Raw genomic sequence first — 14,124 nt, 5'->3', positions numbered from 1 at the left:
ATTGTAAGTGTTTTTTTGTTTGTTGTTAGGTTTAATTAACAGCGTTTAATAAGGTTTCCAGTTGGGCCTTAGCGTTTATAACGTTTAGCATGGCTTGTAAAAACTCTTGTTGCGCTGTGTATAATTGGGTTTGTGCCTGTCGTAGCTCAAAGCTAGAGCCTATACCTTCAAAAAATTTGGTTTGGTTTTTTTGTTCGATGCGTTCGGCTAGGTTGAGGTTTTCCTTTTTGTTGTCGTATTCTTCTATTGCAAATTGGTATTCGCTTTTTGCATTTGCTATTTGCAGTTTAAGTTGTTGCTCGGTTTCGGTTAAATCGGTTTTGGCTTTTTCTAAGTTTATTTTGGCGCGTTGCGTTGCGGCACTGCGCATGCCAGAACTAAAAATAGGAATGTTAAGGCTTACGCCAAATAAGGACGAACCAAACCAGTCTTGGTCTTTGTTTAAAAACGAAAAATCATCGCTGTAAGCTGCGTAACCTCCATTAATAAAAGCGTTAAGCGTTGGTAGTGCTTTGCTTTGCTGAAGTTTTACTAAAAGTTCTTTAGAGACCATATCGTTTTCTGCAATTTGATAATCTATGGTGTTCTCAATAGCGGTGTCGGTTTCTAACAGAGCAAGGTTTATGTTTTTGGTTGTTAGGGTTTCTAGGTTGTCTGTTAAAGTGGTTGTAGCATTCAAATCTATACCAAGCGTAATGTTTAACATTTGGTAGGCTAGGTTTTTTAACCGTTTGGTGTTTCGTAAATTGCTTTCAACACTAGACAGGGTAATTTGTAGTTGCTCTACACTTTCTTCTTCTTCTAAACCATTCTCGTAGATTTTAGTGGTTTCTTCTAGGTTTTTGGTTAAAACATCAATGTTTCTGTTAAGAATGGCCAAGCTTTCTTCCGCTAGGAGCACATTGCCATAAGCTTCTATAACGGCCTTTCTAACTTCTAAATCGGTTTTGGTTTTGGCGTTTTTTGAAATTTGCAAATACACTTTAGCCGATTGCAAACCAACTAAGTAAGAGCCATCAAAAAGCAATTGCGAGAGTGTTGCGGTAGCGTTTACATTCTGTTTGGTGCCAAAGCGTAAGGGAATAAAACCACTGGGCGTGGTAACTTCGGTATTGTTTCTTGTTACGCCATCAAAATAAGTATCTACAATATCGATGGTGCTTTGGGTGTTGTCGAACGCAGCGGCTGGTAAAAGTTGCACCTGTTGTTTTAACCAGTTTTGGTAATCGACACCTGCATTTAATTGTGGTAATCCGGTGGCTGTGGTTTCCCATTTTTGCTTTTCGGCGGCCTCTATATCGCGGGAAGCATTTTTAGCGGCACGGTTGTTCTCGAGCGCGTGGTCTATAGCCTCTTGTAGGCTAAAGCTATAGCTGTCCTGTTCCTGTGCAAGGATGGGAACAGTTAAAAGCAGTCCTAAAAATAAGGTGATGTATTTTGTCATTAATTAGTGTTTTTGATTGCGTTGCAAATAGTTGTTTAAATAATCGAGCCCTTTTAAGGTGCAAATGCCCCGCAAGTGATATTCCAGATAATTGTTCATGAGCATTTGCATTGAAAATTCTTCTAACGGAAACAGGGTTTTGTCTTTCATGGCCATCATAGAATTGAAGTAAATTTTGGCAATAAATCCCACTTCCAAATCTTCTCTAAATAGCCCCATGGCTTTACCGCGTTCTAGGTTGCAGCTTACGCAATCGCTCATAACACAGTATTGTTTGTCTTTAATGTCGTGGAAGATTTTAGGGTAATATTTTTCTAATTGAAATTGTGGCGAGGACTTTTCATCCTTTAAATTGTGCATTAAAAACCGTTTTATTTCATAAATCTCCTCTATGGGGTTTTTTTCCTGGCGACGAATGTCTTCAATACCACAGGAAATGGTTTCAAATAAGTACTGTACGGTTTCTTTAACCAATACGGTTTTGTTTGCAAAGTACTGGTATATGGTTTTTTTAGACATGCCTTTGGCGTTGGCTATATCGTCCATAGTAACACTTTTAAACCCGTAGTTTAAAAATAAATCTGCTGCTGTTTTTAAAATATCCGCTTTCATAATAGAGTGCAAATGTACACGCGGAAACTTTAAAAACAAAAAAAGTTTCCATAGTTTTAACAATTGTTTAATATCGAAAGTTGTACTTGGTATAATGATAACAATTACCGATTTTTGCCTTATGCAAACAGTAGAATATTACCAGGAGGCCTTTGGCACGTTTTTAAAAACGTTTGTTAAGCGCCGCGAGCCAGAAACGTTGTACGATCCCGTAAATTATATTTTGAACTTGGGCGGGAAGCGCTTGCGGCCCGTGTTGACTTTAATGACGGCCGAATTGTTTAATTGCGACTACACCCAAGCACTAAATGCAGCATTAAGTATAGAGGTGTTTCATAATTTTTCGTTGGTACATGACGATATTATGGACGATGCCCCCTTGCGTCGTGGTAAGGAAACTGTGCACGAAAAGTGGGATATTAATACGGGAATTCTCTCTGGCGACGCCATGTTAATTTTGGCCTATCAACTGTTTGAAAACTACGACGCCAACACATTCCAAGCCCTAGCAAAACTATTTAGTAAAACCGCCTTAGAGGTTTGTGAAGGGCAACAATACGATATCGATTTCGAAACGCGTGATGTTGTAGGAATTGATGAGTATTTAAAAATGATTGAATACAAAACCGCTGTTTTGGTAGGCGCTGCCATGCAAATGGGTGCCATTGTATCTAAAGCTTCTACAGACGACCAAATAGCAATTTACGAGTTTGGAAAAAACTTGGGGATAGCCTTTCAGTTGCAGGATGACTACCTCGATGCCTTTGGTAACCCCGAAACGTTTGGCAAACAAGTGGGAGGCGACATTATAGAGAACAAAAAAACCTATTTGTATATCAAGGCGTTGGAGTTCTCTAATGCCCACGAAGCTCTAGAATTACAACATTTATTTAGCCTAAACCCAACCGATACCACAGACAAAGTAACAACAGCCAAACAAATTTTTGCCAGCAGCGGCTCGGCCGACGCTATTAAAAAAGAAGTGGCACATTATACCGAAAAAGCCTTTTTGGTTTTAGACAGTTTAACCTCTGTAGACGACCATAAAAAAGCCGCTTTAAAACAATTTGGCGCCTCCTTAATGAACCGCGAAGTGTAATGCATTTACCTGAAAGTTTTGAACATTTAGTCGCCGAGGCCAATAAGCAAAAACTGTATAAACAATTGGTTTTGCAGTTGAACAAAGATTTTTTGTACGCTAACATTGATCTGGATTTCGATGTCGATATCCTACCAACGTCTTTAAAAGTACTCTTGCACGAAACCGTTTATAAGCTTATAAACGAAAAATTTGCAGATTACCTTAACCTGTTATACATTATTGATGTTTCAGAAACAAAAATCAAGCAATTGGCCGGAGACGATACCTTAAAACTATCAGAGCAAGTCGCTTTTTTAATTTTACAGCGCGAATGGCAAAAAGTTTGGCTAAAAAGCCAATACCGCTAATGCTAAAACATGATGTACGATACATTGGCATAAAAATTTCTTCCCGGTCTAGGCACGTTATTCCAATCGGCATAGGTTGAGTATAGCGTATCAAATATGTTTTCTACACCATATTTTAAAACCAATCTGTTGGCTTTAACTGTCATGTAATTGCCGAGATTTAGGTTTAAAACGGCATAATCGGGTGTTTGGTCTTCTCCAAATGCTTTGCTGTACTCATGCTGTTTTCCATGCGCATTTAATTGCAATGCAGCAGAGAATTTAGAGGTGTTATAGCTCAGTTGGGCCGAGTAAGATAATGGGGCAATTAAAGGGAGCTTTTTGTTCCCGCTGCCCTTTCCGTAATTGTAGCCAAGAGCGGCATTTGCCGAAAAGGTTTTACTAAATTTATAAGTTGCTTCTAGAGCTGTATTAAACATGTTAGCATGGCTTAGCGCCGTATAGCGTCTTACACCACTAGCACCAATGGTCATGGCGCTTAGGGTTGGGTCTATTTCGCCAATGATATAATCTTTTATATGAAAAAACGACACGTCTAATGCAACGTCCAATTTGCCGTTGCTAAACCCGGAAGTCCAGGATGCTTCAAACGATTTTTCGTTGTTTAGGTAGGGGTTGCCAATGTAATCGTAATTGTCAAAGCTATTAAAAAGGAAAAATCCGTAACCTTCGCTAACAGAAGGTGCTCGCTCACCATAGCCTATCCCAAAATTGTGGGTTAATGCTTTATGTTTTAAAACGTAGTTAATGCTAAAGCTTTTTAATAACCGGCTTTTAGAATCGCTCATGTTGGGGTAAAAAATCTGTAAGCTTTCCAGGCCGGTAGTGTTGCCTATTTTATTGTTGTGGTAGCCTATTCTTACGCCAAACTCTAGGCGTTGCTGTTTTTTAAAACGCCAGCTATCCTTTAAAAAGAAGCCAGAATACAGGGTTCTTACATCGGGCCAAGTAAACATAAACATGGCATTTTGGTTGGGGTCGTTAGGATACATGGTCATTTCTGCCAACGATTTGTTGTAGTGGGCATTTAACGACGCTTGAAGCTGATGGGCGCCTAAGGTAAATTCGGCTTTCGAAAAACCGCCGTAAGTATCGCTCCACCCGGGCATATCCATTCTAATAGGCACGTCTGGGCGTTGGGAGTCGTCCATAATGTGTGTAATGGTATTAAGATACAGCTTGCTTTCCCATTTGCGAATTAATGTTGTGTCGCTTTGGTATTTATGGGTTATCGAGGCAATGGTAGCTTCGGCTAACGACACATCCATAGGTAATGCAGGGTAGCCAACATCTGTGGCGCGGTCGTAAATTAACTGTCCTTCTAGACTGTGCTTTTCAGAAAGCTTGTATCCCGCCAAAAACGACAGGTTGTATTTGTTAAACTGCGAGTAATTTATTTCCTGATCGTTGCCAGCTTTGTAGTTGTCTGAATCGCGGTATATGCCATCAAAAGCAAGAAATAGTTTGTTGCCAGAATATTCCAGATCCAGTCCGCTACTTTTGTAGTTTCCATTGGTTTCGTAACCTAGATCTATGCTGCTTTTTAAGCCTGTGTTGTAATATTTTGGTGTGGGCAGTTGCATGTTAATGTTGCCGCCAATACTATTGGCTTGTTGGCTGCCTTGTTGCCCAGAACTTATGGTAACTTTTTCAAGGTTGGAAACATCAACATAAGAGGTTACGGGGTCCATTTTATCGGTGCAGGCCCCAAAAATCTGCATGCCGTCTATGGTTACCGAAATTCTTTCGGAAGTCATATTGTTTATCGTGGGTTCCCAAGCGTAATTTCCGCGTTTAATCATGCTCACCTTGCTCGATTTTTCTAGATAATCATCAATGCTAGATAGTGCTTTTTCTTGTTTGTAGTTGTTTAGTTTATGTCGGCCAATAACCACAACCTCACTTAAATGTGTGATTTCTGTTGTGTCTGTTTCTTTGGTGTTGGTCGGTATGTTTTGGGCATAGCTGCTTAAGCAAAAGCAAAATACTATGCATGCTAATAATGATTTCATTTTTGAAAAGAATAAAGTAATAGGCTGCCTTTGTAGCTTTTTTGTGCCTTACAAAGGCAGCCTACCATGTTAAAACTCTATTTCCAGGTATAAGGAGCTGGCTTCGTTGGTGTCTGTAACATCCTCGCCTTTAAGGATAGTCCCTTCAGAATCCAGTAATTTTAAGTTTAGTTTCCAATACCCTGTCATGGTTAGTGAAAGGTCGCCGTTGTACAGTGTTGTTGAGGTGTTGTATGTAAGTGCAGTATTGTTTGGCGAACTGTGGTTGCCCATTCCAGGCATTCGCGGGTCTAGCGTTAAACTATAGTTTGCTACTTTTGGAAAACTCATCATGCTTTCCATAGTATACAAGCCAACAACCATGTTGTTAATGCCAATTTTTGGATTTTCTGGTTGAATGAGTGCTAAAATGTATTTGCTGCCATCGCTTCCCATAAAGGTGGTTACATTTTGGTGGTCGTTTTGCCAAATCTCTACGGTGTTTTGAGCTGTGTAGGCTTCGTTATTTATGGTGTAATTAAATGTAAAGGACCAACCGCTAGCGTCGGGGTTTGTCATTTGGAACACGGCTTGCATGCCGTAAAGTGCATTTGTATTTTCAATTTTTGAAATGTCTGTTTTTGGGCATGCATGCGACATCTCTGTCATTTGCATAACGGGCATCCAAGAATCGAAGGTTACATGGCTAAAATAGGCATTGGTGGCATTGTTCTTTACTCTTAGGCTTATGTTATTATGGCCGGTGTAAAGCATTCCTGTTTTGGTGTAAATCTCTATGGTGTGGTTGTCGTTGGAGATTTCACTAACTAGGGTTAAGTTCTCAACATCGTTAGGTGTTGGGGTATAATCATCGTCGTTGTTGTCTGATGAGCAAGCGGCAAATAGCGCCGACATTATAAAAAGAAAGATATATTTTGATTTCATTTTAGTTACATTTTTGATAATAAAAGGGTATAGCACTTTAAACCGCAATCCGTGATATGGTTGGGCCATGGCTAAAAAAATTAAACGTGAAATGTAACTAGGCCAATGGCGGCGGGGTGTCAATGTCGTAATATTGACAGATGGTTTTTCGTGTGGTATTTACAAAGGTTTGTGGGGCGTAGTTTGCAGAAAACTCGTCCGGCATAGTGAAACTTTCAGCAGCAATAAAAACAATTTCCAACAGGCGTTTGCTCTCTGTTATAGGCGTTTCTTTTTGCGAATCGTTAGCCTGAGAAAGTGTTTTGTTAAGTTGGCATTTTCCATAGCACCCTTTTTGTTCATCCTTTTGTACGCATAGCGTTTTTGCAATAACGTCTTGGTTTATAATAAAGTCGCTAATAATGTAAATATTGGTAAATAGGTGCGACAGCAATACCAAGGTAAGGCAAAGGGAAAGGGCTTTATGGAATACAGGTATTTGCATAGGACAAATTTACAACAAATGCCAGGTGTTGTATATGATTTTTGTCATTAAAAATCCTTTCTTTTAGATTTAGAAACAATACGTAAAACCGGCAGAATTACCCAAACTAAAAGCATGGTTAAAGAAACAATAAAGCCAAGGTTTGTGCCAAAAAAGCGTTTAAAAATAGCGCCTGTGTAGCCTAATAGGGCCGATATGTCTAATTTTAAAAGAATGAGGGTTCTCGACAGGTCTATGGGGTTAAGCATGGTGCCTGTAAGCGATAGTTTGTCCAGCGGGTAATCTTCAAAAAGAATTAAGGACATCAAGAAAATACCATCGTAAACAACCGCTAGGAACAGCCATAATAAAATGGCATAACCAAACCCTTTAATTTTATTTTCGTTGGACAGTGCGATATTAAAGGCTAAAGCCGTGAAAATAAAGGTGAGGAAGGTGCCCGTAATAAGCAGCAAACTAAAATCCCAAATAACATTAGATTTAAACAAACCGTAGAAAATAAAGGGAATGCCCAGTCCTAAAATTAAACTCATGGAAAGCGATAGCGCAACACCCAAGTATTGACCCAAAAAGATGGAAGATCGTTTTAGGGGCTGGGCTAGTAGAAGTTCGGTGAATTCCTTAGAATTATAATAATACATTACGCCAAAAATGGTTCCGATAAGGGGGACCAAAACAATAATAACGTTCATGAGCGTAATAATGGCTTTAGAGAGGTTGTTGTTAAGAAACAATAGCACAACCCCTAATAACAGGTAAAATGCAAAGTACACATAGCTCCAGCGGCTTCGCATTAAATCGTAAAAACTGTATTTTAATATCTTAAGCATGATTGGTAGTTAAAATTGATGCAATAGCGTGTTCTAAATCGGGTTGACTGGTTTTGGTTTTTAGTTCGTGCAAGGTGCCTTTAAAGTAAATAACACCTTCCAGAAGAAAGACAATCTCATCGGCAATTTCTTCAACGAAACTCATAATATGAGAGGTGATTAGCACGGTTTTCCCTTTTTCTTTTTCGGCTTGAATAAGTGCCTTTAAGTGAATTAGGGCAATGGGGTCCAGACCCGTAGTGGGTTCGTCTAAAATAACCAAAGGACTGTTAAACATAAAAGTAAGCACAATGTTTACTTTTTGCTTGGTACCTCCAGAGAGATTGCCCAGTTTTTTGTCTAAAAACGGTTCTAGTTTAAAGCGGGCAATAAGCTCTTGCTCGTTGGTTGTTTCGCCACGTAAGTCTTTAATCATACGAATGAGTTCCTTAACTTTTAAGTTGTTAGGGAAGTTGGCAATTTGAGGGAGGTAATCGATGTGTTTTCTGTATTCCGAATTCTTTTTTATGTTGGTGCCCTGTATGGATATGGTGCCTTTATTAGGAACAACCATGCCTAAAATGCTTTTTATAAGCGTGGTTTTACCAGAGCCATTGGGGCCTAGTACGGCAAAAATCCCCCCGTTGTTAATGTTGAGGTCTACACCGTTAAGCACAACGTTTTTCCCAAACTGTTTATGTAGTTGCTCTATTTGTATCATGGAATTTGTTTTATCATGGGGTTTTGGTCCATAAGGTTATCTGGGGTAAAAACCGGCGATACCTTTTCGGAAAAATCAATTATATCAATAAACAAGCTTCTTAAAAGAATGATGGTTTCTGGTGTGCGGTTTACAATGTAGGAAAACAATTTTACCGGTCTATAAGGCACATCGCCAATGCCGTTTTTGTCAAGATCGTAACCTGTATAACTGCTCCAGAAATTTCGGTCAAAAATATTGTCGTTAACCTTGCTGTTGTAAGAGATATCGAAAGAATTGTACAGAAAGTTATTTTCGGTAAATTTATTGGTGTAGCAAGCGCCTCGCACTCTTACAGCCCAGCCATTACTAATAAAATCGTTGTTGCTGTAATTAACCCTATTGGAGCCTTCTATGTTAATGCCCACAGTGTTTTCCTTAAAGGTGTTGTTGCGAATATCGGCATCGTTAATTTCCTTAAGCAGTAGACCATAGGAGGCTGTTCCCCAGTTTTCGGTAAAGATGTTGTTGTACATTTTTATAAACTTTGAAAACATTACGGCAACTCCGGCACCGTTGTTTTCGAAGGTGTTGTTTTCGTAAACGTCGTTGTTAGAGAACATAAAATGCAGACCGTACCTAAGGTTGTTGGAGCTTACATTGTTTTTAATGGTGCAATAGTCCGAAAATTCTAAGTAAATACCATCGCGTACGCCTTCAACAAAGTTGTGTTCAATTTCAACGTTTTGGCTGTACCATAACTGAATGCCGTTGCCCGAATTGTGCTCGGCTACAGCATTGCCAACAATTTTGTTATGGAATACTTTTCCGTTTTTAGATTTTTCTAAATATATGCCAAAGAATAACTTTTCCAATACGAGGTTTTGTATAACAAAATGCTGACTTCGTTTAACCCTAACGGCAGCGTAATCTTTGGTGTAACTAGTGCCTACGTTAATAATGAAAAAACCATCTAGGGTCACGTAATCGGAAGTAATGGTAATGATTTCACCTTTTAAATCGCCATCAATAACAGGATGGTCTTTCCCGATAATTGTTAGAGGCTTATCGATAACAATGTCGTACGCTTTATACGTGCCTTTTTTAACAATAATAGTGTCGTTAGGCTGCGCTATTTTAATGGCTTCTTTAATTGAGGAAATAGGGCAAGTAGGACATACTTCTATGGTTTGGGCATGGCCAAAAAAGCCCAAGCCAAGAAAGAGCATGATAATGCTATGTTTTATAGAGGAAAGCATGGTGTTTAGGATTTACTGGTTTAAATGAACCAAAAGTTCTTCCCAGGTGTAAAGTGTGCCGCCGTTTTCGGCTTTAGCGTTTTCGGCATCGGTCTTGTTTTTGAAGGCCGTTAAAAATGCGCCCATTGGACTAGGGATGTTCTCGCTTATTAAAAACGTGGCCTGGGTAGCATCTATTAGGCTTTCTGGGGTGGTGTAATCGTTACTTAAAAACAGTTCGATTTCTGAAGCATCAAATTCGTTCATGAAATTCACCATACATTCTGTGGCATCAAATTTATAAGCTTTGCCTTTTTTGGTGACCACTTGGGCTGCATGAACCTTGTCTACAATGGTCATTTTACAAAAGTGGCAGCCATCTTCTCCATAAATAATGGGTTTGGGAGAAACATTACAGCCGGAAAGTAGCCCTGTTAGAACAAGCAATAAAATTAGGCCGAGGTTTTTAGTGCCTAGGTTTGCGTAAAATTGTTTAGTGTTTTTCATGTTTTAGTGTTTTAAGGGTGTTGTAAAAGGCTTTAAGCGGTTGACGCTTGTACGGTTTTACTTTTTTTTCCAACCCAGTAGGCAACAAATGCTCCTGCAATTCCTAAAGCTAAGAAAAGAGATCCTAATCTTGGGTAGGAATGTGCGGTAAAGTTTAAAATCAATTTAGTGCCAAATAGTGGTGGCTGGAAACCCATTTGTGTGCCATCGGGGTTGGTAAACTTCATGATGGCTTTGGGGTCTAGGTTATGACCGTAATCGTGTTCCCATAGGTAGAAATCGTAAAGGCCCGCAGCGCTTAATACAACCATAAGGATAAACCAGCCCAAAAACCATTTGTAGTTGCCTTTAAAGGCAATAAGCAATCCTAAGATGGAAGTGATAATGATAACGGTTGGGAATATTTTAAATTCGGGTATGGCTTCTGGTATGTATTTCATGCCCACATAGTGGTTCATGAGGTTTATGTTTTTAATGTCGTGCGGGTTAACATCGGCAAAGTCGTTAATATATATGTACATGCCAAGTGGGGTAGGGTATTGTGGCGCTTCTAGGGTAATTTTCCACAGCGGGAATAAAAAGAGCCCTAAGGGAAGAATAGCGGCCAAGAGCATGATGATATTTGACTTTTTCATGAGAATTTTAATTTAAGACAATTGTTTTTTTTGTAGGTTTTCTTAGTGTTTAATAAAAAAGAAAGGCGAGGGCGACATAAAAAACCCTCGCCTTAATGGGAAATAAACACTAAAACAAAATTTCCCCTAATCTATTCGCCTAAAGACCAAGATAATTCTATATCAGAATCGGCTGGCGATACTCTAATATAGCCTTGCATTTCTTGGTGTAAAGCCGAACAGAAATCTGTACAATAAAATGGCCATACGCCAACCTGTTTTGGTTCCCAGGTTAATGTTCTTGTTTGTCCTGGCATAATCAACAATTCGGCATTGTTGGCGCCAATCATGGCAAATCCGTGAGGAACATCGAAGTCCTGCTCTAGATTTGTAATGTGGAAGAACACTTTGTCGCCTACTTTAATCCCTTCAATGTTATCTGGCGAGAAGTGGCTGCGAATCATGGTCATGTAAACATGAACGTTTTTGCCGTCTCTAACAATTTTTGCATCGCTATCGCTTAATGCTTTTCTAGGGTGTTGGTTTTCGGCTAGTTTATAGATTTTTTGTGTTTTGTCTTTTATAATACTTGCTGGAATAGCAGCAGCATAGTGAGGCTCTCCGTGCGTTGGGAAATCGTAAAGCAATTCCATTTTCTCTCCAGAAATGTCGTACAACTGTGCAGAGTGCTCTAGTTCTGGGCCTGTTGGTAAGTAGCGGTCTTTGGTTATTTTGTTCATGGCTACCACATATTTTCCAAATGGCTTACGTGAGTTTCCTCCAGGAATCATTAAGTGTCCTACAGAGTAGTAGGTTGGTTTTCTGTCGATAACTTCCCAAGAGCCTAATTTCCATTTCACCACTTCAGAAGAGATAAAGAAGGTTGTGTAGGCGTTACCTTGGTCGTCAAACTCGGTATGTAAAGGGCCTAAACCAGGTTGCTCTACAGTGCCAGCTAAAACATCATCGAAATTTAAGATAGGAATACCATAGGCATCACCATCAAATTTTTCGTTTTCTATGGCGTCTAGCATTTTGGTAAATGAGTGTACTGTTAGGTTGGCCGAAAGTTTACCGTTGCCAACAATGTACTCGCCACTAGGATCTACGTCGCAACCGTGTGGCGATTTTGGTGTTGGCAATAAATAAACGGCACCAGGTACATCGGTTGGGTTAACAACGCGAACTTCTTTTTTCATGGTAGAAGTTGCTGTGTGGGTGTGCTCGTCGTAAACGTTGTGGGCATAGTTGGTAGGCATCATGGTTCCGCCACCGTTGTTTACATACTCTTCAATTTTCTTCCAGTTAATGGCGGCAATAAAGTCCTTGTCGTTTTGAGAGGCGTTAACTTCAAGTAAGGTGCTAGCTTCTTCAGAGTTGTATGTTGTGAAGAAGAACCAACCATGCGATTTTCCGCGTCCTGGGTGTGATAGGTCGTAGTTAAAACCAGGCATTAATATTTGGAATTTTAAATCCATGTGCCCGTGTTCTGGGTCTACAGAAATAAAAGATAGTGCGCCTTTAAAGTTTCCTTTGTATTCGTTAATAGGCATGTCTCTTTGTGGTACAGGTACAGAGAAACGTGTTCCTGCAACAACATACTCGGTATTTTCTGTAATGAACGAAGAACTGTGGTTGCCGGCACTGTTAGGAACTTCGATAATTTCCTCGGTTTCAAAAGTCTTTAAGCTAATTCTAGCAATACGTGGGGTGTTGTTACCGTTAATAAAGATCCAACGCCCGTCTAGCTCGCCATTGGTTTGCGAGATGTCGGGGTGGTGAGAGTCATCCCAAGGTACAAAACCAAACGATGTTTCTAGCATGGGTTTGGTTTCCTCAGAGTACCCATAACCGTTAGTTGGGTATTGTGAGAATACCGGAATTTCTTTGAACATTCTTCCTGAGGGTAAGCCATAAACCGTTAAGTTACCGCTAAACCCACCAGACATAAAGGCATAGTATTCGTCGTGTTCTCCAGGGGCAACGTATACTTTTTCGGCAGCACTTGAACTTAAGGCACCGTTGGCTTTATTGTTTGACGAATTTTGATTGTTACAGCTTGTCATGACAATACCCGCCATGAGGAGCCCAACCATTAATTTAAACGTGTTTTTCATAATAATAGGGTTTTAAAGTGTTTAATTTCCTGGGATAATAACCTTGTCTACAACATGTACAATCCCATTGCCAGCAGGAATGCTAGCAATTATTTTTGCGCCACCCACGTACACGTCATCTCCTTTTACTTCTACAGGAGCATTTTCGTTACTGGCTTGGCCTAGGTGCTTGAATTTTTTAATAAAATCCTTGCTATAGTTTCCAGGGGTAACGTGGTGTTTTAAAATAAACGCCAACTTAGCCTTATTTTCAGGAAGCAAAAGATTGTCTAAAGTGCCTTCTGGTAGGGCGTTAAACGCCTCGTTGGTTGGGGCAAAAACCATTAAAGGGCCTGCGTTTACCAAAGCATTTTCTAGATTTGTCGCTTGTACAGCTTTTACTAGCGTAGTGTGGTCCTTAGAGCCTAGGGCTATGTCTAGAACGTTGGGCTCCGATTCGTCGTCTTTTATAAAGGCCTGTCCTTGCTTTTTAGCATGGGAGGCACTTTCTGAAACGGCAGGGGTGTTGTTCCCGGCTTCTTCGTTGGTTGCTTGGTTTTTGCAACCTGAAAGAACGAGTGCTACGATTAAAAATAAGGGGATAAGTTGCGTTTTCATAATAGCCTGTTTTATAGGGTTCTAAAATATTCTAGAACGGCTCTGGCTTCTTCTTCCGTTAGGTTTTGGTTGGCCATTGGAGAACCGTTAAATTCTATAAGTAATTCTTTGGCTAAGGGGTCTTTTTGAACCATTTCTTCTGGATTTAGAATCATGTTCATTACCCATTCTGGGCTTCTTCTGTCAAGAATGTCTTTTGGAGAAGGCCCAATAAATTTCTTTTCTGTACGGTGACAAGCAGTACACATTTTCTTAAATACGTCGGCACCTTTGTCTGCCATTGCTTGGTCTATATTGCTGTCTAAAGCTACCGAGGTAATTGGTCCAACGCCTTTGTTAGATAAGTCTACGCGTTTAGAGGCTGGAACTTTTTCAGGGGCTGCTTCTTTTTTTTGTGTTTGCTCTGTTGGGGCCTTTTGTTGGTACGAAAAGCCTTCTTTCTTTTTTTCTTCTTTGCCACCACAGTTAAATACCATTAGGGCTAAGATAAGTGTCAGTAATTTTAATGTAGATTTCATATTTTTAATTTATTTAATTACACAAAAGTAAAACTAGAATTTAGGATAAAACATGACTTAAATCATATTTAGGACTTTTTTGTCTTTTAAGAGTATTTT

General features: G+C 39.7%; 15 protein-coding genes. 2 read left to right on the top strand and 13 right to left on the bottom strand.

All coding sequences use genetic code 11. The features are described 5' to 3' along the window. Positions 1-31: 31 nt before the first annotated feature. Complete coding sequence (locus IA57_RS03440) at positions 32-1,444, bottom strand: TolC family protein (RefSeq protein ID WP_036119215.1); 1,413 nt, start codon at positions 1,442-1,444, stop codon at positions 32-34. Between the two features lie 3 nt (positions 1,445-1,447). Beyond that, on the bottom strand, positions 1,448-2,056 hold the full coding sequence (locus IA57_RS03435; protein WP_036119212.1) for a TetR/AcrR family transcriptional regulator: 609 nt from the start codon (positions 2,054-2,056) through the stop codon (positions 1,448-1,450). A gap of 121 nt (positions 2,057-2,177) precedes the next feature. On the opposite strand from IA57_RS03435, the gene IA57_RS03430 reads away from it, so the two are divergent. Together IA57_RS03430 and IA57_RS03425 are read left to right on the top strand one after the other, a co-directional pair. Continuing rightward, positions 2,178-3,155 carry a polyprenyl synthetase family protein gene (locus IA57_RS03430; protein ID WP_036119506.1) on the top strand — a complete coding sequence of 326 codons (978 nt, stop codon included), beginning with the start codon at positions 2,178-2,180 and terminating at the stop codon, positions 3,153-3,155. Then, complete coding sequence (locus tag IA57_RS03425; RefSeq protein ID WP_036119210.1) at positions 3,155-3,505, top strand: hypothetical protein; 351 nt, start codon at positions 3,155-3,157, stop codon at positions 3,503-3,505. The genes IA57_RS03430 and IA57_RS03425 overlap by 1 nt, the downstream gene beginning before the upstream one ends. Before the next feature lie 2 nt (positions 3,506-3,507). On the opposite strand, the gene IA57_RS03420 is transcribed toward IA57_RS03425, so the two are convergent. The 11 genes from IA57_RS03420 to IA57_RS03370 form a co-directional block, all read right to left on the bottom strand. Then, on the bottom strand, positions 3,508-5,517 hold the full coding sequence (locus IA57_RS03420; protein ID WP_036119207.1) for a TonB-dependent receptor plug domain-containing protein: 2,010 nt from the start codon (positions 5,515-5,517) through the stop codon (positions 3,508-3,510). Between the two features lie 69 nt (positions 5,518-5,586). Further along, a complete protein-coding gene (locus tag IA57_RS03415; protein WP_036119504.1) occupies positions 5,587-6,441 on the bottom strand; it encodes a hypothetical protein in 855 nt (284 codons plus the stop codon). Positions 6,442-6,538: 97 nt separating this feature from the next. After that, positions 6,539-6,925, bottom strand: a complete 387-nt coding sequence (locus IA57_RS03410; protein WP_036119204.1) for a hypothetical protein — start codon at positions 6,923-6,925, stop codon at positions 6,539-6,541. Between the two features lie 47 nt (positions 6,926-6,972). After that, entirely contained in the window at positions 6,973-7,755 is a 783-nt protein-coding gene (locus tag IA57_RS03405; RefSeq protein ID WP_036119201.1) for an ABC transporter permease, read from the bottom strand. Then, positions 7,748-8,455 (bottom strand): ABC transporter ATP-binding protein, encoded by a 708-nt coding sequence (locus tag IA57_RS03400; RefSeq protein WP_036119199.1) that lies wholly within the window; start codon positions 8,453-8,455, stop codon positions 7,748-7,750. Before IA57_RS03400 ends, IA57_RS03405 begins: the two co-directional genes overlap by 8 nt. Further along, on the bottom strand, positions 8,452-9,693 hold the full coding sequence (locus IA57_RS03395; RefSeq protein ID WP_036119197.1) for a nitrous oxide reductase family maturation protein NosD: 1,242 nt from the start codon (positions 9,691-9,693) through the stop codon (positions 8,452-8,454). Before IA57_RS03395 ends, IA57_RS03400 begins: the two co-directional genes overlap by 4 nt. Before the next feature lie 12 nt (positions 9,694-9,705). Next, positions 9,706-10,179, bottom strand: a complete 474-nt coding sequence (locus tag IA57_RS03390) for a nitrous oxide reductase accessory protein NosL (protein WP_051880962.1) — start codon at positions 10,177-10,179, stop codon at positions 9,706-9,708. A 32-nt stretch (positions 10,180-10,211) separates the two neighbouring features. Further along, on the bottom strand, positions 10,212-10,814 hold the full coding sequence (locus IA57_RS03385) for a hypothetical protein (RefSeq protein WP_036119193.1): 603 nt from the start codon (positions 10,812-10,814) through the stop codon (positions 10,212-10,214). A gap of 131 nt (positions 10,815-10,945) precedes the next feature. Next, on the bottom strand, positions 10,946-12,910 hold the full coding sequence (nosZ, locus tag IA57_RS03380; protein WP_036119190.1) for a Sec-dependent nitrous-oxide reductase: 1,965 nt from the start codon (positions 12,908-12,910) through the stop codon (positions 10,946-10,948). 21 nt (positions 12,911-12,931) lie between these two features. After that, positions 12,932-13,507, bottom strand: coding sequence for a fasciclin domain-containing protein (locus IA57_RS03375; RefSeq protein ID WP_036119188.1), 576 nt, complete (start codon positions 13,505-13,507; stop codon positions 12,932-12,934). An 11-nt stretch (positions 13,508-13,518) separates the two neighbouring features. Beyond that, the gene (locus IA57_RS03370; RefSeq protein ID WP_036119185.1) at positions 13,519-14,025 is read right to left on the bottom strand and encodes a c-type cytochrome; all 507 of its coding nucleotides are present in this window, start codon (positions 14,023-14,025) and stop codon (positions 13,519-13,521) included. Positions 14,026-14,124 lie beyond the last annotated feature (99 nt).

The sequence above is a fragment of the Mangrovimonas yunxiaonensis genome, assembly GCF_000733475.1.
GTDB classification, from domain to species: Bacteria; Bacteroidota; Bacteroidia; order Flavobacteriales; family Flavobacteriaceae; genus Mangrovimonas; species Mangrovimonas yunxiaonensis.
The sequence above is the reverse complement of the archived record's forward strand: the minus strand, read 5'-3'. Positions and strand labels throughout refer to the sequence as shown.

Excerpts from the sequence above, each read along its gene's own strand:
- IA57_RS03400 (WP_036119199.1), bottom strand. The coding sequence starts at position 8,455 with ATGATACAAATAGAGCAACTACATAAACAGTTTGGGAAAAACGTTGTG.
- IA57_RS03435 (WP_036119212.1), bottom strand. The coding sequence starts at position 2,056 with ATGAAAGCGGATATTTTAAAAACAGCAGCAGATTTATTTTTAAACTAC.
- IA57_RS03405 (WP_036119201.1), bottom strand. The coding sequence starts at position 7,755 with ATGCTTAAGATATTAAAATACAGTTTTTACGATTTAATGCGAAGCCGC.
- IA57_RS03370 (WP_036119185.1), bottom strand. The coding sequence starts at position 14,025 with ATGAAATCTACATTAAAATTACTGACACTTATCTTAGCCCTAATGGTA.
- IA57_RS03390 (WP_051880962.1), bottom strand. The coding sequence starts at position 10,179 with ATGAAAAACACTAAACAATTTTACGCAAACCTAGGCACTAAAAACCTC.
- IA57_RS03430 (WP_036119506.1), top strand. The coding sequence starts at position 2,178 with ATGCAAACAGTAGAATATTACCAGGAGGCCTTTGGCACGTTTTTAAAA.
- IA57_RS03395 (WP_036119197.1), bottom strand. The coding sequence starts at position 9,693 with ATGCTTTCCTCTATAAAACATAGCATTATCATGCTCTTTCTTGGCTTG.
- IA57_RS03425 (WP_036119210.1), top strand. The coding sequence starts at position 3,155 with ATGCATTTACCTGAAAGTTTTGAACATTTAGTCGCCGAGGCCAATAAG.
- IA57_RS03375 (WP_036119188.1), bottom strand. The coding sequence starts at position 13,507 with ATGAAAACGCAACTTATCCCCTTATTTTTAATCGTAGCACTCGTTCTT.
- IA57_RS03385 (WP_036119193.1), bottom strand. The coding sequence starts at position 10,814 with ATGAAAAAGTCAAATATCATCATGCTCTTGGCCGCTATTCTTCCCTTA.
- IA57_RS03415 (WP_036119504.1), bottom strand. The coding sequence starts at position 6,441 with ATGAAATCAAAATATATCTTTCTTTTTATAATGTCGGCGCTATTTGCC.
- IA57_RS03440 (WP_036119215.1), bottom strand. The coding sequence starts at position 1,444 with ATGACAAAATACATCACCTTATTTTTAGGACTGCTTTTAACTGTTCCC.
- nosZ (WP_036119190.1), bottom strand. The coding sequence starts at position 12,910 with ATGAAAAACACGTTTAAATTAATGGTTGGGCTCCTCATGGCGGGTATT.
- IA57_RS03420 (WP_036119207.1), bottom strand. The coding sequence starts at position 5,517 with ATGAAATCATTATTAGCATGCATAGTATTTTGCTTTTGCTTAAGCAGC.
- IA57_RS03410 (WP_036119204.1), bottom strand. The coding sequence starts at position 6,925 with ATGCAAATACCTGTATTCCATAAAGCCCTTTCCCTTTGCCTTACCTTG.